21 protein-coding genes are annotated in these 26,860 nt (G+C 38.7%); 14 read left to right on the top strand and 7 right to left on the bottom strand.

Features of this window, described 5'->3' with window-relative positions; genetic code table 11:
- Position 1 precedes the first annotated feature (1 nt).
- Together moaD and moaE are read left to right on the top strand one after the other, a co-directional pair.
- Positions 2 to 247: a molybdopterin synthase sulfur carrier subunit gene (gene moaD / locus DPV85_RS04655; RefSeq protein WP_005697530.1), complete on the top strand. Its 246-nt coding sequence runs from the start codon at positions 2 to 4 to the stop codon at positions 245 to 247.
- Complete coding sequence (gene moaE / locus DPV85_RS04650; protein ID WP_005631888.1) at positions 248 to 700, top strand: molybdopterin synthase catalytic subunit MoaE; 453 nt, start codon at positions 248 to 250, stop codon at positions 698 to 700.
- 45 nt (positions 701 to 745) lie between these two features.
- On the opposite strand, the gene DPV85_RS04645 is transcribed toward moaE, so the two are convergent.
- The 3 genes from DPV85_RS04645 to purE all read right to left on the bottom strand — a co-directional run bounded on the left by DPV85_RS04645 (position 746) and on the right by purE (position 3,728).
- Positions 746 to 1,936, bottom strand: a complete 1,191-nt coding sequence (locus DPV85_RS04645) for an amino acid aminotransferase (RefSeq protein ID WP_111327228.1) — start codon at positions 1,934 to 1,936, stop codon at positions 746 to 748.
- Positions 1,937 to 2,074: 138 nt separating this feature from the next.
- On the bottom strand, positions 2,075 to 3,163 hold the full coding sequence (gene purK / locus DPV85_RS04640; RefSeq protein ID WP_111327227.1) for a 5-(carboxyamino)imidazole ribonucleotide synthase: 1,089 nt from the start codon (positions 3,161 to 3,163) through the stop codon (positions 2,075 to 2,077).
- 70 nt (positions 3,164 to 3,233) lie between these two features.
- The gene (purE, locus tag DPV85_RS04635) at positions 3,234 to 3,728 is read right to left on the bottom strand and encodes a 5-(carboxyamino)imidazole ribonucleotide mutase (protein WP_111327226.1); all 495 of its coding nucleotides are present in this window, start codon (positions 3,726 to 3,728) and stop codon (positions 3,234 to 3,236) included.
- A gap of 161 nt (positions 3,729 to 3,889) precedes the next feature.
- Here purE and pepN point away from each other — a divergent pair, with 161 nt between their 5' ends.
- The 4 genes from pepN (at position 3,890) to rnm (ending at position 9,054) form a co-directional block, all read left to right on the top strand.
- Complete coding sequence (gene pepN / locus DPV85_RS04630) at positions 3,890 to 6,499, top strand: aminopeptidase N (protein WP_111327225.1); 2,610 nt, start codon at positions 3,890 to 3,892, stop codon at positions 6,497 to 6,499.
- A 69-nt stretch (positions 6,500 to 6,568) separates the two neighbouring features.
- Entirely contained in the window at positions 6,569 to 7,588 is a 1,020-nt protein-coding gene (gene pyrD, locus DPV85_RS04625) for a quinone-dependent dihydroorotate dehydrogenase (RefSeq protein WP_111327224.1), read from the top strand.
- Between the two features lie 12 nt (positions 7,589 to 7,600).
- The gene (locus DPV85_RS04620; RefSeq protein ID WP_111327223.1) at positions 7,601 to 8,221 is read left to right on the top strand and encodes a Type 1 glutamine amidotransferase-like domain-containing protein; all 621 of its coding nucleotides are present in this window, start codon (positions 7,601 to 7,603) and stop codon (positions 8,219 to 8,221) included.
- A gap of 8 nt (positions 8,222 to 8,229) precedes the next feature.
- Positions 8,230 to 9,054, top strand: a complete 825-nt coding sequence (gene rnm / locus DPV85_RS04615; protein WP_111327222.1) for an RNase RNM — start codon at positions 8,230 to 8,232, stop codon at positions 9,052 to 9,054.
- 29 nt (positions 9,055 to 9,083) lie between these two features.
- Here rnm and DPV85_RS04610 read toward each other — a convergent pair whose 3' ends face one another.
- Entirely contained in the window at positions 9,084 to 9,983 is a 900-nt protein-coding gene (locus DPV85_RS04610) for a LysR family transcriptional regulator (RefSeq protein WP_111327221.1), read from the bottom strand.
- Between the two features lie 97 nt (positions 9,984 to 10,080).
- On the opposite strand from DPV85_RS04610, the gene topA reads away from it, so the two are divergent.
- Together topA and DPV85_RS04600 are read left to right on the top strand one after the other, a co-directional pair.
- Positions 10,081 to 12,687: a type I DNA topoisomerase gene (gene topA / locus DPV85_RS04605; protein ID WP_111327220.1), complete on the top strand. Its 2,607-nt coding sequence runs from the start codon at positions 10,081 to 10,083 to the stop codon at positions 12,685 to 12,687.
- A gap of 1 nt (position 12,688) precedes the next feature.
- On the top strand, positions 12,689 to 13,249 hold the full coding sequence (locus tag DPV85_RS04600) for an LOG family protein (RefSeq protein WP_111327219.1): 561 nt from the start codon (positions 12,689 to 12,691) through the stop codon (positions 13,247 to 13,249).
- Positions 13,250 to 13,285: 36 nt separating this feature from the next.
- On the opposite strand, the gene DPV85_RS04595 is transcribed toward DPV85_RS04600, so the two are convergent.
- From DPV85_RS04595 to fnr, 3 genes are all read right to left on the bottom strand, one after another.
- Positions 13,286 to 14,119, bottom strand: a complete 834-nt coding sequence (locus DPV85_RS04595; protein WP_111327218.1) for a DUF4198 domain-containing protein — start codon at positions 14,117 to 14,119, stop codon at positions 13,286 to 13,288.
- A 197-nt stretch (positions 14,120 to 14,316) separates the two neighbouring features.
- Positions 14,317 to 15,240, bottom strand: a complete 924-nt coding sequence (gene uspE, locus DPV85_RS04590) for a universal stress protein UspE (RefSeq protein ID WP_070775884.1) — start codon at positions 15,238 to 15,240, stop codon at positions 14,317 to 14,319.
- A gap of 137 nt (positions 15,241 to 15,377) precedes the next feature.
- Positions 15,378 to 16,151: a fumarate/nitrate reduction transcriptional regulator Fnr gene (fnr, locus tag DPV85_RS04585; RefSeq protein ID WP_111327217.1), complete on the bottom strand. Its 774-nt coding sequence runs from the start codon at positions 16,149 to 16,151 to the stop codon at positions 15,378 to 15,380.
- Positions 16,152 to 16,570: 419 nt separating this feature from the next.
- Between fnr and mukF the strand changes: the two genes are divergently transcribed.
- The 6 genes from mukF to ftnA all read left to right on the top strand — a co-directional run bounded on the left by mukF (position 16,571) and on the right by ftnA (position 26,843).
- Positions 16,571 to 17,905 carry a chromosome partition protein MukF gene (gene mukF, locus DPV85_RS04580; protein WP_111327216.1) on the top strand — a complete coding sequence of 445 codons (1,335 nt, stop codon included), beginning with the start codon at positions 16,571 to 16,573 and terminating at the stop codon, positions 17,903 to 17,905.
- Positions 17,906 to 17,951: 46 nt separating this feature from the next.
- Positions 17,952 to 18,704 carry a chromosome partition protein MukE gene (gene mukE, locus DPV85_RS04575; RefSeq protein WP_049373440.1) on the top strand — a complete coding sequence of 251 codons (753 nt, stop codon included), beginning with the start codon at positions 17,952 to 17,954 and terminating at the stop codon, positions 18,702 to 18,704.
- The gene (gene mukB, locus DPV85_RS04570; protein ID WP_111327215.1) at positions 18,704 to 23,221 is read left to right on the top strand and encodes a chromosome partition protein MukB; all 4,518 of its coding nucleotides are present in this window, start codon (positions 18,704 to 18,706) and stop codon (positions 23,219 to 23,221) included. The genes mukE and mukB overlap by 1 nt, the downstream gene beginning before the upstream one ends.
- A 69-nt stretch (positions 23,222 to 23,290) precedes the next feature.
- Positions 23,291 to 24,163, top strand: a complete 873-nt coding sequence (locus tag DPV85_RS04565) for an EamA family transporter (protein ID WP_111327214.1) — start codon at positions 23,291 to 23,293, stop codon at positions 24,161 to 24,163.
- A 2-nt stretch (positions 24,164 to 24,165) separates the two neighbouring features.
- On the top strand, positions 24,166 to 25,587 hold the full coding sequence (gene sbcB / locus DPV85_RS04560; protein ID WP_111327213.1) for an exodeoxyribonuclease I: 1,422 nt from the start codon (positions 24,166 to 24,168) through the stop codon (positions 25,585 to 25,587).
- Between the two features lie 770 nt (positions 25,588 to 26,357).
- Positions 26,358 to 26,843 (top strand): non-heme ferritin, encoded by a 486-nt coding sequence (gene ftnA / locus DPV85_RS04555; protein ID WP_049366579.1) that lies wholly within the window; start codon positions 26,358 to 26,360, stop codon positions 26,841 to 26,843.
- Positions 26,844 to 26,860: the final 17 nt, after the last annotated feature.

Genomic DNA, 26,860 nt, shown 5'->3' with positions numbered 1-26,860 from the left:
GATGTTAAATATTTTATTTTTTGCTCAAACTCGCGAATTAATTGGGGAAGATTCTATTCAGCTTGAAGGCGATTTTGCGACAGCGGAAGCGGTGCGTGAACATCTTGCTCAAAAAGGTGATAGATGGGCGTTAGCGTTAGAAAAAGGGAAGCTTTTAGTCGCTATCAATCAAACTTTGATGCCATTAGAAAGTGCGGTCAAAAATGGCGATGAAATTGCGTTTTTCCCACCGGTAACAGGGGGCTAAATGACGGATATTCAAATTTCAGTACAAGAACAGCCCTTCGATCAAAATGCCGTTTACCAATGGCTTTCTGAGCAACATTCGGTTGGCGCAACAGTTATTTTTGTGGGTAAAGTACGCGATCTTAATTTAGGTGATGAGGTATCCAGCTTATATTTAGAACATTATCCCGCCATGACAGAAAAAGCCTTACGTGAAATTGTAGAACAGGCGAAAGCCCGTTGGGATATCCAACGAGTGTCTGTGATTCATCGCGTGGGCCTTTTGCATACCGGCGATGAAATTGTTTTGGTTGGTATTAGTTCCGCTCACCGAGGCGATGCTTACCACGCTAATGAATTCATTATGGACTTCTTAAAATCCAAAGCACCGTTCTGGAAAAAAGAACAGACCAATCAAGGGGAACGTTGGATTGAAGCAAGAGAGAGCGATAAAGAAGCGTTAGAGAAGTGGTAATAAAAAAGTGCGGTCAAATTTAACCGCACTTTTTGTTTTTATTGATTAAAGCACTTTTACAATGCTTTCACACAAATAACGAATATTGTCTTCAGTGATACCAGCCACATTGATACGACCAGAACGAACGGCATAAATCGCAAATTCTTCTTTTAAGCGATCAACTTGTTCAGGTGATAAGCCGCTGAAAGAGAACATACCGTTTTGTTCCATGATAAAGCTGAAATCTTGTTCTGCACCATATTCTTTTAATAACTGAACGAATAAATGACGCATTTTTTTGATGCGTTCACGCATTTCAGTCAATTCATTTTCCCATTCTTGACGAAGTTGCGGGTCATTTAACACCGTTGCTACGGTCGCCCCGCCGTGAGATGCAGGGTTAGAGTAGAGTGTACGAATAATTGATTTCACCTGTGTTAAAGCGGTGGAAGCAATTTCTGCATTTTCAGCCACAAGGGTAAAGGCACCTACGCGCTCATTGTATAAACCAAAGTTTTTTGAGAATGAACTCGCCACTAATAATTCTTTATGATTTGCAGCAAAAGCACGTAAACCATAAGCATCTTGGTCTAAGCCATTTGCTAAACCTTGATAAGCAAAGTCAAAGAGTGGTAACCAGCCATTTTTTGCTGAAAGCGCAGCTAATTCTTGCCATTGTTCAGGGGTTGGGTCAATACCGGTTGGGTTATGGCAGCAACCGTGTAACAGCACCACATCACCTTCGCTTGCTTGGCTTAAATCTTCAAGTAAATGTTCCCAGTCAAGGGCTTTGCGTTCAGCATCATAATAACGATATTCACGAATTGTCATACCTACCGCATTGAAAATGGCATTGTGGTTTGGCCATGTTGGCGTACTAATCCACACATTTTGAGCTTTGGTTTGGCGTTTGATGAATTCCGCAGCAATACGTAATGCACCTGTACCACCTAAGCTTTGTACCGTTCTTGCTCGATTCGCTTTAATGACCTCTGAATCTTTACCGAAAAGGAGTTCTTTTGTGCGTTCGTTATAATCGGCAATACCATCGATAGTCAGGTAGTTTTTCGTTTTTTCGTGATCAAATAAGCGTTTTTCGGCTTCTTTTACCGCACGCATAATTGGCGTTGTACCTTGTGCATCTTTATAAACGCCAATACCTAAGTTGATTTTATTTTCACGTGTTTCAGATTTGAATGCTTCGCCTAAGCCTAAGATAGGATCGGCCGGAGCCGCTTTGATATGTTCAAACATAGCTTTTCCTTATGTATGTGTTGTGAGATAAATAATCTTATACTTCAGTCGATAGATTTTATCAAGAAGAACCTAATAAAAATCAACCGCACTTTGATGTTTTTAGATATTCATCAAAAAGTGCGGTTGTTTTTTTAATTATTTTAATTTTTCAATCGCCCAATTTAAACCAGATTGATAGTCTTCAGGGAGTTCGTGACGAAGTTTTTCAAGCTGTTGAATAATGACCGTTTTATCAGGATGCGTAATATTGATATGACCCAACTTTCTACCTGGACGAACTTCTTTACCATACCAATGTAACTGAGAGAACGGCGTGTTCAACCATTGTGGATTATGTTCTGTACCAATCAAATTGACCATGACACTTGGTGCAATGGGCTGTAATGACGGTGTAGGTAAATCCAACAAGGCTCGTAGATGCAATTCAAATTGACTGATAGCACAACCTAATTGTGTCCAATGTCCACTGTTATGCACACGAGGGGCAAGTTCATTAATTAATAATTTATCACCCACCACAAAGCATTCCATTGCCATTACGCCGATATATTCAAGCTTATCCATGATTTTTCCAAGCATAGATTCTGCCTGAGTTTGTTGGCTTTGTTGTTGAGGGAATGAAATATCTGTCACACTGTAACGTAAAATGCCATTTTGCTGTAGGTTATGTGTCACTGGGTAGAAGCGTTTTTCACCATTTTTAAATCTTGCGCCTACAATAGACACTTCGTAATCAAAAGGAATGAACTTTTCTGCGATAACTTCACCGAATAAATCGTCCGTAATGTCGCTTTGATTATTTTCAGTGATAATCCATTGACCACGGCCGTCATAACCACCGGTACGACGTTTTACCACGACTTTTTCGCCCACGTTTTTAAATACTTCAGGCCATTGCGTTTTATCTTTTAATAAACACCATGGTGAGGTAGAGAGATTAAGTTCATCCAGTAAAGATTTTTGGGTAAAACGATCAGCCAATAAGCCAAAAACATTCTGATTAACGAAATTCTTATGATAGCCCAGTAATTCAGTTAAAGGTGTTTTTTCCCAACGTTCAATTTCCGCGGTGATGATGGCATCTTTGGGTAAATCAAATACGGGCGCATTAAACTCAAGCGGTTGAACATGAATGTCTAATGGTGCGCCGGCGTAACGTAACATTCTGCCGAGTTGACCATTACCAAGCACATAAACGGTAGGATAGAGGGTAGAGTTTTGCATAAAATTTCTCATCAAATCTAGCTAAAAAAACAACCGCACTTTAAAAAGTGCGGTCAAAATGAAAGGTGTTTTATTTACGTGGATCAGGATTATCCAATACCACATTAGTTTGATTTTCGCGGAATGCTTGTAGGCGAGCGAATAACGCATCATCCCAACCAGCAAGAATTTGTGCGGCAAGCAATCCCGCATTCGCTGCACCAGCAGGGCCAATTGCCAACGTACCGACAGGAATGCCTTTCGGCATTTGCACGATAGAATAGAGGCTATCAACACCGCTTAACATAGAGCTTTTAACAGGGACACCCAATACAGGCACAAGCGTTTTAGCCGCAATCATACCGGGTAAATGAGCTGCACCACCTGCACCCGCAATAATCACTTTGTAACCATTTTTTTGTGCATTTTCGGCAAATTCAAACAGCTTGTCGGGGGTTCGATGTGCGGAAACGACTTCAACATGATATGCCACATTGAGTCCATCTAAAATTTGAGTGGCTTCTTGCATGGTTGCCCAATCGCTTTTTGAGCCCATAACAATAGCAATTTGTGCGGTATTTGACATATTTTTAAAAATTTATCTGATAAAAAACGATGCGTAGAATAGCATACTTGCCTACTTTTAAGCAAACGTTTGCCATGTGGTAAAAACTGAAAATTCCATTGCAAGTTTTGTCATAAAATCTTATCCTAATATGAGTTTTTTTCTTAGAAATAGAGCAGATTATGTTAGCTAAAGCGAAATATAGAAAAGATTACAAACAACCTGATTTTACAGTTACGGATATTTTCCTTGATTTTCAATTAGATCCTAACCATACCGTTGTCACTGCAAAAACAACCTTCCAACGTTTAAACGACGAAGCAACACACCTACGATTAGATGGTCATGGTTTCCAATTTGCTTCCATCAAATTTAATGGCGAAGATTTTAAACATTATCATCAAGACCACGAAAGTTTAACGTTAGATTTAACCAATCAAAGTGCGGTCAATTTTGAACTTGAAATTGTGACGAATTTAGAGCCTGCACAAAACACCTCTTTACAAGGGCTTTATCAATCAGGTGAAGGCATTTGTACTCAATGCGAAGCAGAAGGTTTCCGTCAAATTACCTATATGCTTGATCGTCCTGATGTATTAGCTCGCTATACAACCAAAATTACCGCTGATAAAACTAAATATCCTTACTTGCTTTCTAATGGTAACCGCATTGCAAGTGGTGAATTAGAGGATGGTCGTCATTGGGTTGAGTGGAATGACCCATTCCCGAAACCAAGCTATTTATTCGCTTTAGTGGCTGGTGATTTTGATTTATTACAAGATACCTTTACGACAAAAAGTGGTCGTGAAGTAGCCTTAGAGCTTTATGTAGACCGTGGCAATCTTGATCGTGCTTCTTGGGCAATGGAAAGTCTGAAAAAAGCGATGAAATGGGATGAAGAGCGTTTCAATTTAGAATACGACTTAGATATTTACATGATTGTTGCTGTGGACTTCTTCAATATGGGCGCCATGGAAAATAAAGGGTTGAATATTTTTAACTCTAAATTTGTGTTGGCAAACCCACAAACAGCAACCGATGATGATTATCTCGCTATTGAAAGCGTGATTGCACACGAATATTTCCATAACTGGACAGGAAACCGTGTAACCTGTCGTGATTGGTTCCAACTAAGTTTGAAAGAAGGTTTAACGGTTTTCCGTGATCAAGAGTTTTCATCTGACACAGGTTCTCGTGCTGTTAATCGCATTAATAACGTGAAATTCTTGCGTACGGTGCAATTTGCCGAAGATGCAAGCCCAATGTCACACCCAATTCGCCCTGAAAAAGTCATTGAAATGAATAACTTCTATACAGTGACTGTATATGAAAAAGGGGCAGAAGTGATTCGTATGTTGCACACCTTATTAGGTGAACAAGGTTTCCAAAAAGGGATGCAACTCTATATTGCTGAAAACGATGGTAAAGCGGCAACCTGTGAAGATTTTGTTTCTGCAATGGAACGTGCAAATGACGTTGATTTAGCACAATTCCGTCGTTGGTATAGTCAATCAGGTACACCAGAATTATTGATTAGCGATGCCTATGATGAACAAACTCATACTTATCGTTTAACGGTTTCGCAATCTACGCCACCAACAGCGGACCAAATGGAAAAAGTAAACTTACATATTCCATTGAAAATTGCGCTTTATGATGCCAAAGGCACGAAACAAATGTTACAGCATAACGGTGAGTTGCTAAGCGATGTGTTAAATGTGACAGAAAAAGATCAAGTCTTTGAATTCCATGGCATTTATGGTCGCCCAATTCCTGCGTTATTATGTGATTTCTCTGCACCGGTGAAACTGGATTATGATTACACCACAGAGCAGTTATTAGGTTTGCTTAAATTTGCAGATAACCAATTTGCTCGTTGGGATGCAGCACAAATGTTGTTTACTCAAGAATTACGTCGTAATGTGGCGCATTTCCAACAAGGTGAAGCCTTTGACATTTCACCTGATGTTTTGACCGCACTTGCGCATGTATTGGAAAATTACGAACAGGATATCGAATTAGCGACATTAATTCTAACCTTGCCAAAAGACATTGAGTTTGCAGAAAGCTTTAAAACGATTGATCCAGATGGCATTGCAGCCGCAAGAGAATTTATGTTGGTGCAAATTGCAGAATACTTGAAAGAAGATTTATTGCGTATTTACACCCATATTCGTCTTGAAGATTATCGAGTGACTCAAGAAGATATTGCTTTACGAGCAATGCGTAATCTTTGTTTAAGTTATTTGGCTTACACCAATTTAGGCAATAATGTGGTGCAAAAACATTACAATAATGCCAATAATATGACAGATACGTTGGCCGCATTAAATATGGCAACTAAAGCGGCATTACCTTGTCGTGATGCCTTGTTAGCGGATTTTGAACAAAAATGGCAACATGATGGCTTAGTCATGGATAAATGGTTTGCTTTACAAGCCACTCGCCCAGATGAAAACGTATTGGAAATTGTACAAGTATTAATGGATCACCCAAGTTTTAACTTCAACAATCCAAACCGTTTACGTTCATTAGTGGGTAGTTTTGCAAATCACAACTTAAAAGCATTCCATCATATCAGTGGTTCTGGCTATCGTTTCTTAACAGACGTCTTAATTCGTTTAAATGAAACAAATCCACAAGTGGCTGCACGTTTGATTGAGCCATTAATTCGTTTCTCACGTTTTGATGCACAACGTCAAACGTTAATGAAACGTGCTTTAGAGCGCTTAAGTGCTGTTGAAGATCTCTCAAAAGATTTATTTGAGAAGATTGAAAAAGCCTTGCAATAAAATAAAAAGTGCGGTTAATTTTGACCGCACTTTCCATTTACAGTGAACTATCCTGAGAGATAAACGAGTATGTATTCTTTGATCCGTAAAGCCATCTTTTCCCTTGATCCTGAAACCGCTCATGATTTAGTGATTAAATCATTGCACGTAGCGGGTAAATCACCTTGCCAATTTTTATTAAAGCAGCTTTTGGCTTGTCCACAAGGTTCGCCTAAGCAAGTAATGGGCATTACGTTTAAAAATCCTATTGGGTTAGCAGCGGGCTCAGATAAAAATGCCGAAGCGATTGATGGCTTTGGTGCGATGGGATTTGGTTTTATTGAAGTCGGTACGGTTACGCCTTTGGCACAAGAGGGAAATGCTAAACCTCGTCAATTCCGTTTAGTGGAAGCGGAAGGGATTATTAACCGTAATGGATTCAATAATTATGGCATTGATTACGTGGTCGAGAATGTTAAAAAAGCAAAATTTGATGGTGTAATTGGGATTAATATTGGCAAAAATAAAGTCACGCCACTTGAAAAGGGGAAAGATGATTACTTATTTTGCTTAAATAAAGCCTATAACTATGCAGATTATATTACGGTAAATATTTCATCACCGAACACTCCAGATTTGCGCCAATTGCAGTATGGTGATTATTTTGATGATTTACTGCAAAGTGTAAAACAGCGCCAAAAAGTATTAGCTGAGCAATATAATAAATATGTGCCGATTGCAGTAAAAATTGCACCTGATTTATCCGAGACTGAGCTCGTTCAAATTGCTGATACGTTACTTCGTCATCAAATGGATGGGGTAATTGCCACTAATACAACGATTTCACGCGACAACGTCACAGGTTTGAAAAATGCGGAACAACAAGGCGGCTTAAGTGGAAAACCGTTACAGCAAAAAAGTACAGAAATTATTCGAAGATTGCATCAAGAGCTGAAAGGGCAAATTCCGATTATTGGGAGTGGTGGCATTGATGGTGTACAAAATGCACAAGAGAAGATTGAAGCAGGTGCAGAGTTGTTACAAGTTTATTCTGGCTTGATTTACCACGGCCCAAGCTTAGTTAAAGGCTTGGTTCAGGCGATTAAGTAAGAGAGAAATAATATGAAAACATTATTTCTAGCCTCTTATTTTGCAGCCGTAGAAAATCTTTTCAAACGATTTTTAAAACAGCATTTTTTATTGCATAAAGTGCTGTTTATACCTACTGCAGGTAATGTCGAAAGCTATGTTGAATACATTGATGAGGCAAAAAATATTTTTCATAAATTAGGTTTTGAAGTCGATGTTTTGGATATAGCCCAAGAAACAGAAGAGGTTATTAAAGAGAAATTAAATCATACACCGATCCTTTACATTTCTGGTGGTAATACGTTTTATCTATTACAAGAGTTGAAAAGAAAGCACTTATTACCACATATAAAAAAACGAATTGATGAAGGTATGCTTTATCTTGGTGAATCTGCCGGAGCTATTATTACCGCCAGCGACATCGAGTATAATCAAATTATGGATGACAAAAATATAGCTATCGATTTGACCAATTATTCAGCTTTAAATTTAGTCGATTTTGCAATTGTTCCACATTATGGTGAGTTTCCTTTTGAAGAGAGCTCACAGAAAACTGTTCAGATCTATCAATCCAAATTGAATTTACTCCCTTTAACAAATAGCCAAGCTGTAATTGTTGATGAAGATAATTACACTATTCAAACTAATTTATAGGAAAGCCGATGATCAAATATGATTTACATTGCCATAGTACGGCTTCAGATGGTGTTTTAACACCTACAGAGCTTGTGCAACGAGCTCATGAACAAGATGTCAATGTGCTCGCTTTATGTGATCACGACACGGTAATGGGCATTGATGAAGCTAAAATTGAAGCAGATAAATTAGGTATTGAGCTAATTAATGGCGTGGAAATTTCAACGAATTGGGAAGGTCGTGGTATCCATATTGTTGGATTAAATTTTGATAAAACACATCCTAAAATGACCGCACTTTTAGCCGAACAAAAATCACTGAGAGAAAAAAGAGCGGTCGAAATTGGTCATAAATTAGAAAAAGCAGGCGTTCCCAATGCCTATGAAGGCGCAAAAGCGTTAGCCAATGGGGAAGTAACTCGTGCTCATTATGCGCGTTATTTGGTGCAAATTGGAAAGGTTTCAAATGATGGGCAAGCCTTTAAGCGTTATCTAGGCAGTGGTAAATCTTGTTTTGTCAAAGCTGAATGGGTGGATATTCCAACGGCGATTGATACTCTTCATGCAGCTGGTGGTGCCGCAGTTATTGCTCATCCTATGCGTTATAACATGACAGGAAAATGGATTCGTCGATTAATTGTTGATTTCAAACAATGGGGTGGTGATGGCATGGAAGTAGCGGATAGTGGACAAACTAAAGATCAGCGTCAATATCTTGCGCGATTAGCCAATGAATATGACTTAGCCGCCTCTTTAGGTTCAGACTTTCATTTTCCTTGCGGATGGATTGAATTAGGAAAAAATTTGTTTTTACCTGAAGAGGTAAAACCGATTTGGACATTATTTGAATAATAAAGGGCGGTTAAATCCGCCCTTATTTTTTATATTTGACTGTTCTCACACAAACCGAGACTGGCGAGAAATTCAATAAATGCACGAACTTTTGCAGGCAAATGACGACGGTTTGGATAAACCACATAAATATCTAAAGGTTTTTGTTTATATTCAGACAAAATTTCAACTAATTCACCTGAAGCAAGCGCATCTTTGACAAAGAAGCTCGGTGAATTACTGATACCCAAGCCTGCTTTTGTCATTTCTAACAATGCCATACCATTATTAGAAACCACTTTAGATTGAATTTTATAACGTTGAATTTGATTGGCTTTTGTTGATTGCCAATGCACTTGATTTAACGATGATTTATAAAGTAAACCTTGGTGATATTCTAAATCATCAGGTGTAAGCGGTGTGCCTCGCGACTCTAAATAACTTGGCGAAGCAACAAAATGCATAGGGGAGCTGCTAATTTTACGCGCAACAAGTGAGCTGTCTTGCATATAGCCGATACGTAATGCTAAGTCATAGCCTTCCGCAACGAGATCAACACGCTTGTCTTCAAATTCAATTTCTACGTGTAAATTGGGATGAAGCTCAATAAATTTAGGCAAGTTAGGTGAAATATAAAGTAAGCCAAAATCACGCGGCACAGAGATTAATAAATTACCTTGTAAGCTCGTTGCCATATTACTGATGCTAGAGTCAGCCTCGCTTAAATCTAATAGAATGGCTTGGCAACGTTGGTAATAAAGCATGCCGGCTTCAGTTGGCACAATTTTTCGTGTTGTACGTTGTAATAATCGCGTTTTTAAATGTTCTTCTAATTGTGAAACTAATTTACTCGCCATCGCCACAGAAATATTCTGTTGGTTTGCGGCTTGTGTAAAACTTTGCGTTTCGATCACTTTACAGAAAACCGAAATTGCATTGAGTTTATCCATTTATAAATCCTTTTTGAAAAAAAGCTTGATTTTATCGGCGTAAGTTTGCAGTATATCGCCAATTTTACAGAATTCTAGTTATATTTTAGGTAAGCAAATGAGCAAATCTTTAGTGATTGTGGAGTCGCCAGCCAAAGCGAAAACCATCAATAAATATTTAGGTAGCCAGTATGTGGTGAAATCCAGCGTAGGGCATATTTGTGATTTGCCTACTGCAGGGAGTAGCACCGGCGAGAAGGCTAAACCCGTTTCCACTAAAGGATTAAGTGCGGAAGAAAAAAACAAAATTAAAGCAGAAAAAGACCGTGCGGCCTTAGTGAAACGTATGGGAATTGACCCTTATCATGATTGGAAAGCCAATTACCAAATTCTACCAGGCAAAGAGAAAGTAGTAGCCGAATTAAAGTCTCTCGCTAAAAAATCTGACCATGTTTATCTCGCAACCGACTTGGATAGAGAAGGAGAGGCTATCGCGTGGCATTTACGTGAAGTCATTGGTGGCGATGATAGTCGTTTTAGCCGAGTTGTATTTAATGAGATTACGAAGAAAGCAATCGAAAAAGCATTCCAGCATCCTGCTCACATTAATATGGACCAGGTTAATGCTCAGCAAACCCGTCGTTTCTTAGACCGCGTGGTAGGCTTTATGGTGTCGCCATTATTATGGAAGAAAGTGGCGCGAGGTCTATCAGCTGGACGTGTGCAATCTGTCGCCGTGAAATTGGTGGTAGAGCGTGAACGTGAAATCAAAGCATTCCAACCAGAAGAGTTCTGGGAAATTGAAGCGCTAACCCAAACGAGCAAGAAAGAAGACTTACGTTTGGATGTGGTGCAATATAAAGGCAAGAAATTTGAGCCGAAAACTGAAAAAGAAGCACAAAGTGCGGTCGATTTCTTAAATAAGTCACATTACGTTGTCACAGATTTAGAAACAAAACCAACAGGTTCTAAACCAAGAGCCCCATTTATTACTTCAACCTTACAACAAACAGCAAGCACGCGTTTAGGTTTTGGAGTGAAGAAAACCATGATGTTGGCACAACGTTTATACGAAGCTGGTTACATCACTTATATGCGTACTGACTCTACCAACTTGAGTCAAGATGCATTAAATATGGCACGCTCTTATATCGAAAGCCATTTCGGCAAAGATTATTTGCCAGCTAAACCGAATTTCTATTCGAGCAAAGAAAATGCGCAAGAAGCACACGAAGCGATTCGTCCTTCTGATGTGAAAATGCTCGCGGATCATTTAAGTGGTATGGATAAAGATGCCGTGCGCTTGTATGATTTAATCTGGCGTCAATTTGTAGCCTGCCAAATGCCGGCTGCACAATATGACAGCACAACCGTCACTGTAATGGCTGGTGATTATGAATTGAAAGCCAAAGGCCGTATTTTACGCTTTGATGGTTGGACAAAAGTCTTGCCACAATTAGGTAAAAATCCAGAAGACCAAATTTTACCGGCTGTGAGTTTAAACGAAACATTAGCACTAAAAACAGTTTCGCCAAGCCAACACTTCACTAAACCGCCCGCTCGTTTTACTGAAGCTGCCTTGGTTAAAGAATTGGAGAAACGTGGTATTGGTCGACCTTCGACTTATGCGGCGATTATTTCAACTATTCAAGAACGTGGTTATGTACGCATTGAAAATCGCCGTTTCTATGCCGAGAAAATGGGTGAAATCGTTACTGATCGCTTAAATCAATCTTTTACTGATTTGATGAGCTATGATTTCACTGCCAACATGGAAAACGTACTAGACCAAATTGCATCTGGTGAGAAAAATTGGAAGGCTGAGTTAAATCAATTCTTCAAAGATTTTTCTACCCAACTTTCTACGGCTGAATTAGATGAGTTAGAAGGTGGAATGAAGCCGAATAGCCTTGTGCTCACCGATATTGATTGCCCAACTTGTGGCCGCAAAATGGCGATTCGTACAGCAAGTACAGGTGTATTCCTTGGTTGTTCTGGTTATGCTTTACCGCCGAAAGAGCGTTGTAAAACGACGATTAATCTCATTCCAGAAGCAGAATTACTCAATGTATTGGATGAGGCTTCTGAGACCAAAGCCTTAATGGATCGTAAACGTTGTCCGAAATGTGACACGGCGATGGATAGCTATATCATCGACCCACATCGTAAATTACATATTTGTGGTAACAATCCGAATTGTGATGGTTATTTGGTTGAACAAGGTCAATTCAAAATTAAAGGCTATGATGGTCCGATTGTAGAATGTGATAAGTGCGGTTCAGATATGCATTTAAAACTCGGTCGTTTTGGTAAATATATGGGCTGTACCAGCTGTGATAACACCCGTAAGATTTTGAAAAACGGCGAGGTTGCACCGCCAAAAGAAGAACCGGTTCATTTCCCTGAATTGAAATGTGAAAAATCTGATGCGTATTTTGTATTACGAGATGGGGCAAGTGGCGTGTTCATGTCAGCACATAACTTCCCGAAATCACGTGAAACTCGACCGGCAAAAGTGGCTGAATTAGCGCTTTATCGTGATCGTTTACCAGAAAAATTACGTTATTTAGCCGATGCGCCACAAAAAGACCCTGAGGGTAATGAAGCCATTATCCGCTTTAGCCGTAAAGAAAAACATCAATACGTGACTTCTGAAAAGAATGGCAAAGCCACAAAATGGATTGTGGATTATATTGATGGAAAATGGGTAGAACGGAAAAAGTAGGATGAACATCACTGTTTATTGCGGTGCCAGTTTAGGTAATGATTCTGCCTATCAGGCTGCCGCAAAAAAATTAGGAAAATGGATTGCTGATGGTCAACATACTTTAGTCTATGGTGGCGGAAAATTGGGATTAATGGGCGTGATTGCAGATACTGTACTTGCTCATCAAGGCAAGGTAATTGGCATTATTCCTCAATTTTTACAAGACAGAGAAGTTGCACATCCTAATTTGACCAAGACCGTGATTGTTGAAAACATGTCTGAGCGAAAAAATAAAATGATTGAGCTTGGCGATGCTTATATTGCTTTGCCTGGTGGACCTGGCACTTTAGAAGAGATTGCTGAAGTGATTTCTTGGGCGCGAATTGGAAAAAATAACAATCCTTGTATTCTATTTAATGAAAAGGGGTATTTTGATTCATTAAAGTCCTTTTTTAGCCATATGGTGAAAGAGGGCTTCTTTACTCAAGGTGATTTTGAGAAAATTTTATTCTCGAATAATCTTCAAGAAATCGAAACCTTTATTGAACATTACCAACCTCCAGCGTTAAGAACATATTAAAAAAGTGCGGTTAAATTTGACCGCACTTTTTTATGATTAATGATGATGTTCTGGTTTTGGTGGGAGTTTAGCTCTAGCTTTACCAACAGGGAGAATTAACGTCGCATAATTCGCTGAATGTTGACAAACTTTTTGATCTTCAAATGGTTCTTTATGAATCACTTTAAGTTTCCAAACACCTTCAATTAATGGAATAAAGTTAACTTTACCTTCTTTGTCTGTTTTACCAGAAAAGGCTTGCGGCTCACGGTGAGATGTCGCCGCTTCCATATCTTTCACAACAAATGTATCAGAGGTTGCGATAATTGTTTCGCCTGCAAGTGGTTGGTCTTTATAGAAAATCTGAACAGGGAAAGCTTCACCTGCTTTAATTGTTTTCGGATCTTTAAGTGGCACGATTTCAAGTGGTAAGCCGAGGCGTGTCATTGCCATATCTGCATTTAATGGTTTTTTGCCCACTACAGTAAAGGCTTTACCAAACATTTGAGTTTGTTCGCAATAGAATGCATTTGGTGTGCCTTGTAAGTTATCCATTTTCCAACCTTCATTATTTTGTGACCAGAAAGTTGGTTTATAAGTAGCTGTTACCCAATATGAACCGTCTTTTAACGGTTTTTCTGATTGATATTGGTAGTTTTCACCTTTTTGTACTAATGTTTGTATTTCACCATCTTGATTGATGAGTTCCATCGGTGGAAAAATCGCGAGACGTTTTTCAGGAATTTTTTCAACGTAGGGGTAGTCACCATAAGCTAAATCAGCTTTTAAAACGCTATTAGAAGCAAGTTGTGCTGGTGTTGCAACCCAAACTTCATGTGCTTGCGCAAGCGCAGAGAAGCCAAGTAGTGCTGCAATTAATGTTTTTTTCATTGTCTTTCCTTTTTAATAATAAATCAATTTATAGAAAGTCTTCGATAGGGCGGACGAGTATAACGAAAAAGAAATGATGAGACGAATGAAAAAAGTTGATTTCGTGAGGAACTTCACATTTTTTTAACAAAAAAGTGCAGTCAATAAAACGATTGTTTTTCTGACCGCACTTGTTTTAAATAAAAAGCTAAATAGGCTTATTTTTTAGATGGTTTAATAGCTAATAAATTGCAGCTTAATTTACTAATTACATGTTCAGCCGTATTACCTAATAACGCTGCAGATAAACCCGTTCTTCCCACTGTACCTAAAATCACTAATTCAGCTTCAATTTCTTTCGCCACTTCAGGAATCACCTCTTCAGGGAAACCTTCGCGTACATGGGTATGATCTTCATCAATACCAAATTTTTGACGTAAGGCTTTCATATTGATAAGGTGTTGACCACGAATACCATTTTCATAACCTGAAGTATTAAATTCAGGCAAATCAATCGCCATATTAATTGGCGCAACAGGGTAGGCTGCGACTAAATGTACGTTACCACGGTTTAAGTTTTCCGCTAAATTCATGCCTGTTGAAACTAATTCTTGATTGAATTCATCTTGATATTCTTGCTCACCGGATACATTAACAGCGACTAAAATACGGCGTTGGTGTTTCCAGTCGCCATCACGTACCATTAATACCGGGATTGGACATTTACGTAACAATTGCCAATCTACTGGTGTGAAAATCAATGAAGTGAAACTTTCTTCATCTTTAGTGTATTTCACCACGAGGTCGTATTGATTTTTTTCAACTTCTTCACGAATTGCATCTGCTTCATTGCTGCTCCATACAATGTGTGATTCAAATTCAATTTCTGGATCTGCATATTTATCTAAATAAAATTGTACGGCTTGACGCTGTTGTTCAACGGCTGTTTTATGCATTTCGCTGCGTTCTTCAGAAGAAAGAAGCGCTGACATCTCATACGATAAGTCATAAACACTCAAAAGGGTGGTGATTTTTACCTTTGTTTCATTTTGCTGTTCTTTAACAAGACGAACGGCACGAGCTAGAGCATATTGTTTTTCGTTATCAGGGTTGAGTACAACAAGAATATTATTAAATTTCATAAAGCCTCCAAGATATGAGATATCAATAGGATAGAAAAGATTTTAAGTTATGACAAGAACCGATTATCAAAAAAGTGATCTCGTGCAAGTTTTTTTGTTTCAAATGTTAAAAAAGCGTGAAAACTCACGCTTTTAATTTATTCTGCTAATTGGATTTTGGTTTTATGTACACCGGTTAAATCAATCAATGCATTAATATCATTAATAGTAATGTATTTACCTTGAACAGAGAGTACACCCAGTTTTTGGAAACGGCCAAGTAAACGACTGATGGTTTCAACGGTTAAACCAAGATAGTTGCCAATATCGCTACGGGTCATGGTTAAGCGGAATTCTTTCGCAGAGAAACCACGAGCAGAATAACGTTTTGAGAGATTGTGAATAAATGCCGCTAAACGTTCTTCAGCGTTCATTTTAGAAAGTAATAAAATCATTTCTTGATCGCTTTTGATTTCACTACTCATCAAACGCATAATTTGCTGACGAAGCTTAGGCATTTTGCCAGATAAGTCATCTAAGATATCAAATGGAATTTCACATACCATGGCGGTTTCCAAAGCCTGTGCAAAACTTGGATGTTGCATATTTGTGATCGCATCAAAGCCCACTAAATCGCCTGGTAAGTGGAAAGAGGTAATTTGTTCTTCACCGGCTTCACTAATGGTATAAGTTTTGATGGTGCCAGAGCGAATCGCATAAATAGAATTCAGTGTATCTCCGGCTTTAAAAAGGACTTGAGATTTTTGGATAGGCTTTTTACGCTCAATGATATTATCAAGCTGATCGAGTTCATATTCGTTCAATGTGAAAGGGATACAAAGTTGACTAATACTGCAATCCTGACAATGAATTGCACAACCACCTGATTGAACTCTGCGTCCTGATTTGGTTTCTGAAACGAAATTCTTCATTTATTCCTCAAATCGATAAATATAGTGTAAAATTGATCTAACGCAATTATTCTACCACTAAATAGTCAATTTCAGAAGTTATCAAAGAGCAAATCAATATGGCTGCAGAAAAATTAACCAAAAAACGTTTAATACAAATTATTATCATGCTAATTATTTTAGTTAGCGCATTCGTTTGGCGATATCTATTGTAATAAGTGCGGTCAAATTTTTGATAGTTTTTAGAAGAAAGAGCCACAAGTTTGTGGCTCTTTGTTTTGAAGATAACGTCTATTTATAATCTGTTTATATCGCAGATTAGCCACATATAATCTTGAAAGATAAAAAGTTCGTTCAATTTGCAAGAAGATTTCAAGAACGATAAAAAATCCTGTATAATCTCAGAAATTTTTTGTTCAATTTTAAGCTTTTGTAACCGAATGATCGAAACCTCACAAACTATTCCTGAACTCGTCTCATGGGCGAAAGAGCGGGAATTTTCGTTAAATCTGCCGACAGAGCGCTTGGTGTTTTTGCTGGCAATCGCCATCTATAACAACGAACGTTTGGACGGTGAGATGCTAGAAGCCGATTTAGTGGATATTTTCCGCCATACATCCAATGCTTTTGACCAATCAACGGATGCGATTGCCACCCGTGCCAATAATGCTATCAATGAATTGGTGAAACAGCGTTTTCTTAACCGTTTCAGCAGTGAATTTACTGAAGGCCTTTCCATTTATCGTCTCACCCCACTAGGTGTTGGCGTATCAGATTATTATATTCGTCAGCGTGAATTTTCTGCATTACGTCTTTCTGTACAACTCTCTATTGTGGCTGATGAAATTCAGCGTGCATCTGATGCTGCAGAGGAAGGGACTGCAAAAGGAGAGAATGAGCACTTTTGGCGTCGGAATGTTTTCGCTCCGTTAAAATATTCTGTAGCAGAGATTTTCGATAGTATCGATTTATCACAACGCGTGATGGATGAAAATCAGCAAAGCATTAAAGAAGAAATTGCCAATTTGCTTACCAAAGACTGGCAGGCTGCAATTTCTAGCTGTGAACGTTTATTAGATGAAACCTCAGGCAATTTACGTGAGTTACAAGACACCTTAAATGCAGCGGGTGATAAGTTACAGGCTCAATTATTACGTATTCAAGATTGTGTAATTGGCCATGATGAGCTGTATTTTATTGAACAATTAATTACCGATTTACAATCCAAACTTGACCGCATTATTAGCTGGGGACAACAAGCCATCGATTTATGGATTGGTTATGACCGTCACGTGCATAAATTTATCCGTACCGCCATTGATATGGATAAAAACCGTGTATTCTCACAACGCTTGCGTAACTCTATCCACAGCTATTTCGATCATCCTTGGTTCTTGTGGACCGCTCAAGCGGAACGTTTGATCGATCTGCGAGATGAGGAAATGGTATTACGTGAAGATGATGCATTGGGTGAATTACCTGAAGAGTTGCAATATGAATCTTTGGCTGATTTACATGATCAAATCGTCGAGCATATGCAAGGCTTACTCATTCAATACCGTGAAAATAATCGTCCGATTGATTTAAGTTTAGTCTTAAAAGAACAATTAGAGGCTTATCCGCTTTCACGTCATTTTGATGTGGCACGTATTATTGTGGATCAAGCAGTGCGTTTAGGTATGGCAAATGATGATTTAGCCGGTCTTTATCCGCAATGGCAGGAAATTAACGATTACGGCGCAGAAGTACAAGCGCATGTGATTGATAAATATTAATTTCGTGGCTTACCCAAAAACGAATTCATAAAATGAGAAATTAACCATGACAGATATTCAAGATGTAATTTCCCCGAAATTGGCAAATGCCATTGCAAATCCTATTTTCCCGACAGTGGACAGCTTATTGCGTTCAGGTCGCCATATCAGCACAGATCAATTAGATAATCATGCTTTTTTGATGGATTTCCAAAATGAGTTGGATGGTTTTTATCGTCGTTACAATGTGGAATTGATTCGTGCTCCTGAAGGCTTTTTCTATTTACGTCCGAAAGCGACGACGTTAATTGCCCGTTCAGTGCTTTCTGAATTAGAGATGTTGGTAGGAAAAGTACTTTGCTATTTGTATTTAAGCCCAGAACGTTTGGCACAGCAAGGCATCTTTAGTACACAAGAAGTTTATGATGAATTACTGAATTTAGCGGACGAAGGTAAATTATTGAAAGCCGTCAATCAACGTTCCAGCGGTTCGGATTTGGATAAACAAAAACTAGCAGAAAAAGTCCGTGCGGCGATCGGTCGTTTACGCCGTTTAGGTATGATTCATACCGTGGGTGAACAACATAGCGGTAAATTTACGATTTCAGAATCAGTTTTCCGTTTTGGGGCTGAAGTGCGTTCCGGGGATGACCCGTTAGAAGCACAAGCACGCTTAATTCGTGATGGGGAAGCGGCAACACCGCAATCTCTCGAATTGGAAAAACAAGCAAAAGCGGCAAGTCATGCTGATGATATCGATGATGAAGAAAGTGCGGTTGAAATTGATGAAGAATTTGATGATGCAGGAGAACAAGAGTAATGTCTGATGTATTAGAACTTGAAAACGAAATCTATCAAGACGAGCCTGAGCAATCAACCGAACAGGTTGAAGAAGAATTTATTGCTCCTGTATTAAACCAACATAATGGGGTAGAACGAGGTAAATTCCGTTCACTGACCTTAATTAACTGGAATGGTTTCTTTGCCCGTACTTTTGATTTAGATGAATTAGTAACTACACTTTCCGGTGGTAACGGTGCTGGTAAATCCACAACCATGGCTGGTTTTGTGACAGCGTTGATTCCAGACTTAACCTTATTACATTTCCGTAATACCACAGAAGCCGGCTCGACAGGCGGTTCGCGTGATAAAGGGTTACACGGTAAATTGCGTCCAGGTGTGTGTTATGCGGTATTGGATACCATCAATTCTCGTCACCAACGAATTCTCGTGGGGGTGCGTCTGCAACAAATTGCGGGTCGTGATAAGAAAGTGGATTTAAAAACCTTCTCGATTCAAGGGGTAGAATTATCCTTAAATCCGACCGCACTTTTCACCGAAGCTGTCGGTGAACGTCAAGCGCGCGTACTCAATTTAAATGAATTAAAAGACAAAATTGAAAATCTTGGTGCGCAATTCAAGCAATATCATTCCATCACCGATTATCACGGTATGATGTTTGATTTGGGTATTATTCCAAAACGCTTACGTAGTGCCTCAGACCGTAGCAAATTCTATAAATTAATCGAAGCTTCTTTATACGGTGGTATTTCCAGCGCCATTACCCGTTCTTTACGTGATTACTTATTGCCAGAAAATCTTGGTGTGCGTAAAGCCTTCCAAGATATGGAAAGTGCGTTACGTGAAAACCGTATGACCCTTGAAGCAATTAAAGTTACCCAATCTGACCGTGATTTATTCAAACATTTAATCACCGAAACCACGAATTATGTGGCATCAGATTATATGCGTAATGCCAATGAACGCCGCGGCAATATCGAAGCCGCTCTAGGTTTCCGCCGTGATTGGTATAAAGCAAAAGCTGAGCAAGAATTATCACAACATCGCTTAATTGACTTAAGCCGTGAAGCTGCAGAGTTGGCAGAAAATGAACGTACTTTAGAAGTAGATCACCAAAGTGCGGCTGACCACTTAAACTTGGTATTAAATGCATTACGTCATCAAGAAAAGGTATCGCGTTACCAAGAAGATGTGGCTGAGCTTACAGAAAAATTAGAAGAACAAAAAATGGTTGTAGAAACTGCAACCGAACAGCTTGAAGAAAGCCAAGCACAATTTGAGCAAACGGAACTTGAAATTGACCAAGTACGTGCGCAACTTGCGGATTATCAACAAGCATTAGATGCTCAACAAACCCGTGCATTGCAATATCAACAAGCGATTGCTGCGCTTGAAAAAGCGAAAACCTTATGTGGTTTAGCGGATTTAAGCGTGAAAAATGCGGAAGATTACCATGCGGAATTTGCGGCCCATGCAGAAAGTCTTACCGAGCAAGTGCTTGAGTTAGAGCATAAGATGTCAATTTCTGAAGCGGCTAAATCACAATTTGATAAAGCCTATCAGTTGGTGTGCAAAATTGCTGGCGATATGCCACGTTCAAGTGCTTGGGAAAGCGCTAAAGAATTATTGCGTGAATATCCAACACAAAAAATTCAAGCACAACAAACCCCACAATTACGCGCGAAATTACATGAGTTAGAGCAGCGCTATGCTCAACAACAAAGTGCGGTTAAATTATTGGCTGATTTTAATCAACGTGCTGATTTATCTTTAGAAACCGCTGATGAACTCGAAGCATACCACGCTGAACAAGAAGAACTCATTGAAAGTTTAAATGAAGAACTTGCTGAGCAAGTAGAAAACCGTTCAACCTTGCGTCAAAAACGTGAAAGTTTGACCGCACTTTACGAAGAAAATGCTCGTAAAGCACCTGCTTGGTTAACTGCTCAAGCCGCTTTAGAACGCTTACAAGAGCAAAGTGGTGAAACCTTCGAGCATAGCCAAGATGTAATGCATTTTATGCAATCACAATTGGTAAAAGAACGTGAACTGACTATTCAACGTGACAATTTAGAAAAACAACGTCAACAATTAGACGAGCAAATCTCTCGTTTAAGCCAACCAGATGGTTCTGAAGATGCTCGTCTGAACGTGCTTGCAGAACGTTTTGGTGGGGTATTGCTTTCTGAATTATATGATGATGTACCAATTGAAGATGCACCTTATTTCTCGGCACTTTATGGTCCTGCCCGTCATGCTATTGTTGTGCGTGATCTCAACACGGTACGCGAACAATTAGCTAATTTAGAAGATTGTCCAGATGATTTATATTTAATCGAAGGTGACCCAAATGCCTTTGATGACAGCGTACTTTCAGCCCAAGAACTTGAAATGGGCGTTGTGGTGCAAGTGTCTGATCGTGAATTGCGTTATTCAAAATTCCCGCAAATTCCATTATTCGGCCGTGCAGCACGAGAAAAACATTTAGAAGAATTACAAGCTAAACGTGATGAAATTGCGGAAGAATACGCACAAATCGCCTTTGATGTACAAAAATGTCAACGTTTACACGAACACTTTAGTCAATTTGTTGGCTTACATCTAGCGCTTGCGTTCCAACCAAACCCTGAAGAGGTGATGGCGGAAATCAATCAAGAACGCAATGAAATTGATCGCGAGCTCAATCAATTCTCAAGCACCGAACAACAAATTCGCATTAAATTGGATAATGCCAAAGAAAAAATGCAATTGTTGAATAAGTTAATGCCACAGCTTAACTTGCTTGCTGATGAAGAATTACTTGATCGCATTGAAGAGTGCCGCGAACAATTAGACATCGCAGAGCAAGATGAAAGCTTTATTCGTCAACATGGCGTTGCGTTGTCACAATTAGAACCGATAGCCAATACCTTACAAAGCGATCCGGAAAACTATGAACGCTTAAAAGCTGATTTAACCCAAGCGATTGAACGTCAAAAACAAGTACAACAACGTGTATTTGCTTTAGCGGATGTGGTGCAACGTAAAAATCACTTCAGTTATGAAGATGCAGGGCAAGCGGAAACATCAGAGCTTAATGAGCAACTTCGTCAACGTTTGGAGCAATTACAGACTCAACGTGATGCTCAACGTGAACAGTTACGTCAAAAACAAAGCCAATTCGCACAATACAACCAAGTATTTATTCAATTGCAAAGTTCTTACGACAGTAAAAATCAATTGTTGAAAGAATTAATTGCTGAGATTGGGGAATTGGGCGTGCGTGCTGATGAAGGGGCTGAGGAACGTGCAAGAAATCGCCGTGATGAGTTGTATCAACAACTTTCAACCAGCCGTCAACGTCGTTCTTATGTCGAAAAACAATTAACACTTATTGAAAGTGAAGCGGAGAACTTAAATAAACGTATTCGCAAAGCAGAACGTGATTATAAAACGCAACGTGAATTAGTTGTGGCAGCGAAAGTCAGCTGGTGCGTGGTTCTGCGTTTATCTCGTAATTCCGATGTGGAAAAACGACTCAATCGCCGTGAGTTGGCTTATTTATCTGCTGATGATTTACGTTCAATGTCGGATAAAGCCTTAGGTGCGTTACGTACTGCGGTGGCTGATAATGAATATCTCCGCGATGCATTGCGTATTTCTGAAGACAGCCGTAAACCGGAAAACAAAGTTCGCTTCTTCATTGCGGTATATCAACATCTTCGTGAACGTATTCGTCAGGATATTATTAAAACGGATGATCCGATTGATGCAATTGAGCAAATGGAAATTGAGCTTAATCGCTTAACAGAAGAATTGACTGGCCGTGAGAAAAAATTGGCGATCAGTTCTGAAAGTGTGGCAAATATTATGCGTAAAACCATTCAACGTGAACAAAATCGTATTCGCATGTTGAACCAAGGTCTACAAAATATTGCCTTCGGTCAGGTGAAATCGGTACGTTTAGTGGTCAATATTCGCGATACACATGCGATGTTGCTTGATGCTCTGTCTGGTAAACAAGAAGAATATCAGGATTTATTCAGTGATAATCGTATTACCTTCTCTGAAGCCATTGCGAAACTTTATCAACGCATTAACCCGCATATTGATATGGGCCAACGCACAGCACAAACTATCGGTGAAGAATTATTGGATTACCGTAATTATCTCGAGCTAGAAGTTGAAGTATTCCGTGGTGCAGATGGCTGGTTACGTGCTGAAAGTGGCGCATTATCGACAGGTGAAGCGATCGGTACGGGTATGTCAATCCTACTAATGGTAGTACAAAGCTGGGAAGAGGAAAGCCGCCGTATTCGCGGTAAAGACATCGTGCCATGTCGTTTACTATTCTTAGATGAAGCGGCGCGTTTGGATGGTAAGTCCATTTCCACCTTGTTCGAACTTTGCGAACGTTTGGATATGCAATTACTTATCGCAGCACCGGAGAATATCAGCCCTGAAAAAGGGACAACCTATAAACTGGTGCGTAAAATTGCCGGCAACCAAGAACAAGTTCATGTGGTTGGTTTGCGTGGCTTTGGCGCAACAGAGTAGTTTTTTAAAGCGGTCAAAGCAATTGGCCGCTTTTTTCATTGTTATTTTTATGAGAATTTAGGACGAATTATGCATAACCTTATTTTTGCCATTCTATGTAGTGTCGCCGTGTCGGTTTTACTCAAAGTTGCTCGCAAGAAAAATATCATTATTGAACAAGCAATTGCGTTCAACTATATTATCGCCATTTCATTAAGCTATTTCTTGCTCAAACCTGATTTTAAAGGATTGGAATTTACCGAATATTTGGCACAAAGTGATAGCACACCTATTTTCCTAGCATTAGGTATTTTATTACCAACCGTATTTATCATTATGTCTAAAGCGGTTGAATTTGCTGGCATCGTGCGTTCGGATGCAGCACAACGCTTATCGTTATTTCTACCGATTGTTGCCTCTTTTATTATTTTCCATGAAACATTAAGTCAGCCTAAAATTGTTGGTATTATTTTGGCATTCATCGGTTTATTCTGTATTTTGAACAAATCGAATGAACAAAGTGCGGTCACTTTTAAGGGGATTTTAAGCTTAATCGGTGTTTGGTTTGGTTATGGCACGATTGATATCTTATTCAAACAAGTGGCCAAAAGCGGGGGAGCATTCCCAACCACATTATTCATTGCTTTCTCATTAGCCGCTTGTGTCATGTTCCTGTATTTATTCCTAAAACGCACTCAGTGGACAGTGCCAAGCTTTATTGGGGGGATCATTTTAGGTGTATTGAATTTCTTTAACATCCTGTTTTACATTAAAGCGCACCAAAGCTTCGGACAAAACCCAACCTTAGTTTTTGCGGGAATGAATATTGGTGTTATTTGTTTAGGCACCATCACCGGCGCATTTTTCTTCAAAGAAAAAATCACCAAAATCAACTGGTTTGGTATTATTATCAGCCTTTCAGCAATTTTCTGTTTATATTATTTAGATAAAATTTTGGCTTAATTATGGCAAACAATTTTAGTTTTTTTATCTACGATTACGAAAGTTTTGGTATCAATCCGGCAAGTGATCGTCCTGCTCAATTTGCTGGTATTCGTACCGATGCAGATTTCAATATCATTGGTGAGCCTATTATGTTGTATTGCAAGCAAACCAATGATTATTTGCCTGCTCCAGAGGCCGTAATGGTCACAGGAATCACGCCACAAGAATGTAATGAAAAGGGGATTCCTGAACCTGAATTTGCCGCAAAAATTCTAGCTGAGTTTTCACAACCTAATACTTGTGTGATGGGTTACAACAACATTCGTTATGACGATGAAATGACTCGTTACACCTTTTACCGCAATTTTATTGATCCCTATGAATATAGTTGGAAAAATGGCAATTCTCGTTGGGATTTACTGGATTTAGTCCGGGCTTGCTATGCACTGCGTCCAGAAGGGATAAATTGGGCTTATGACGATGATGGTATGCCAAGCTTTCGCTTAGAAAAGCTAACCAAAGCAAATGGTATTGAGCATGAAAACGCCCATGATGCAATGGCGGATGTGTATGCAACCATCGCTATGGCTAAATTAATCAAAGAAAAGCAGCCTAAATTATTTCAATTCTTCTTTGAGCATAGAGGTAAGAGGGAAATTGAGAAGCTAATTGATACCGCGGAAATGACACCATTAGTGCACGTTTCAGGTATGCTAGGGAATTATCGCGGCAATTGTGCTTGGGTAGCACCATTAGCATGGCATCCAACTAATCAAAATGCTGTAATCATCTGTGATTTATCAGGTGATATTGATAATTTACTCAGTAAAAGCGCGGTTGATTTGCTACAAGATTTATATACCAAGAAAAGCGAGCTAGAAGAAAGGGGAGTTTCATCAGTTCCATTGAAATTGGTTCATATTAATAAATGCCCAATTTTAGCTCCTGCAAAAACGTTACTGCCAGAAAATGCAGCTCGTTTAGGGATAGACAGACAACAATGCTTAGGTAATTTAGCAAAATTGCGCCAATCCTTAGATATTCGCGAGAAAGTTATTGAAATATTCTCAGAAGAGCGCGAATTTGAGCCGGGTGATAATGTAGAAACAGAACTTTATAACGGTTTCTTTAGCAACGCCGATAAAAACAACATGGCTATTTTACGCGATTTACCACCTGAAAAATTAGCTGAGCATGGTTTAGCGTTTGAAGATAAACGAATTCCTGAATTGTTATTCCATTATCGTGCAAGACATTTCTACAAAACCCTAAATCGTGCTGAGCAAATCAAATGGCAAAAATATCGCCAACGTAAATTAGAACAAAGTGCGGTTAAATTTGAAGAAAGTTTACAGCAGTTAGCAGAGGAATATTCGGATAATCCAACCAAACTGAATTTACTGCAACAGGTTTATGAATACGGAGCAAAACTGTTATCTTAACCTTATACATATCGTGACATAGTCACACAAATACCATTCATCAAAAACGTAAATCTTAATCCCTGAGATTTACGTTTTTCTTTTTTAAATCTGATGATATTCACCTCATAAAATAACGCAGAATTCACGTAGCGTTGTCATTATTTGATACATATAAACGTCTTTATTTTTTCCTTACATAACAACTTTAGAGTGTGTAAATCATTATTTAATCTTATTGCAAAGTGTTGCGAGACTAGATTTCGCATCGTTTGAATGGTATCCGTGACCTGTGCATAACTCTGTGATCTTATTAATACGTAGCCTTTACTAACCTTGTAATTTATTTCGCATAATGTATATTATGTTAAATTAAATATATAAATATGTCACAAATCAATATAGGTGACTATCCTATTTCATGCATTACTCAAAATAAGGTGATTTTGGGATTATGGATATAAAAGAAATAAATGTATGTCTTTGTGATGGAATAATTAAATTGGAATGAAATTTTGAGATAACGCTACGTGAATTCTGAATACAATTGCGTACTTCAAATTCTGCAGATTTCATCATTCTTGATCTGATAATGAGAATTTATTTTACATATGTTACATAAATGAGAATAATTAACATTGATTTCTCCTTTATTATTAGTGGCTTATAAAAAAATATTTAAAAAAACACTTGACCATTCTCATTTGCGAGATTAGAATGCACACCGATGACAAGTTAAGCAGTCTTGTTTTTATTTTTAATCTCTACTTAATAAGGAAAGGAGTTGGTTTATGCTTAATAAAGCAATCGCAGATAAGTTAAATGAACAAATCAATTTAGAGTTCTACTCTTCTAATGTTTATTTACAAATGAGTTCTTGGTGTAGCAAACACGGTTATGAAGGTGCTGCAGCATTTTTACTTCGTCATGCTGATGAAGAATTAGAACACATGCAAAAATTATTCAAATATGTGAGTGAAACAAGTGGTATGCCACTTTTAGGTAAAATTGATGCACCTAAAAATGACTACAAATCACTTAAAGAAGTGTTTGAAACCACACTTGAACACGAAAAATTCATTACTTCTAAAATTAATGAATTAGTTGAAGTAACATTTGCAAACAAAGACTATTCTACTTTTAACTTCTTACAATGGTACGTTGCAGAACAACACGAAGAAGAAAAATTATTCAATAGCATTATTGATAAATTTAACTTGGTGGGTGAAGACGGTCGTTCGCTTTACTTTATCGATCGTGATTTAGCAACATTATAATTTTAAAAGGAGAATAC

This window comes from Haemophilus parainfluenzae (assembly GCF_003252725.1).
Classification (GTDB): domain Bacteria; phylum Pseudomonadota; class Gammaproteobacteria; order Enterobacterales; family Pasteurellaceae; genus Haemophilus_D; species Haemophilus_D parainfluenzae_L.
Note: the sequence above shows the minus strand (reverse complement) of the source record. Positions and strands in the feature narration are given on the sequence as shown.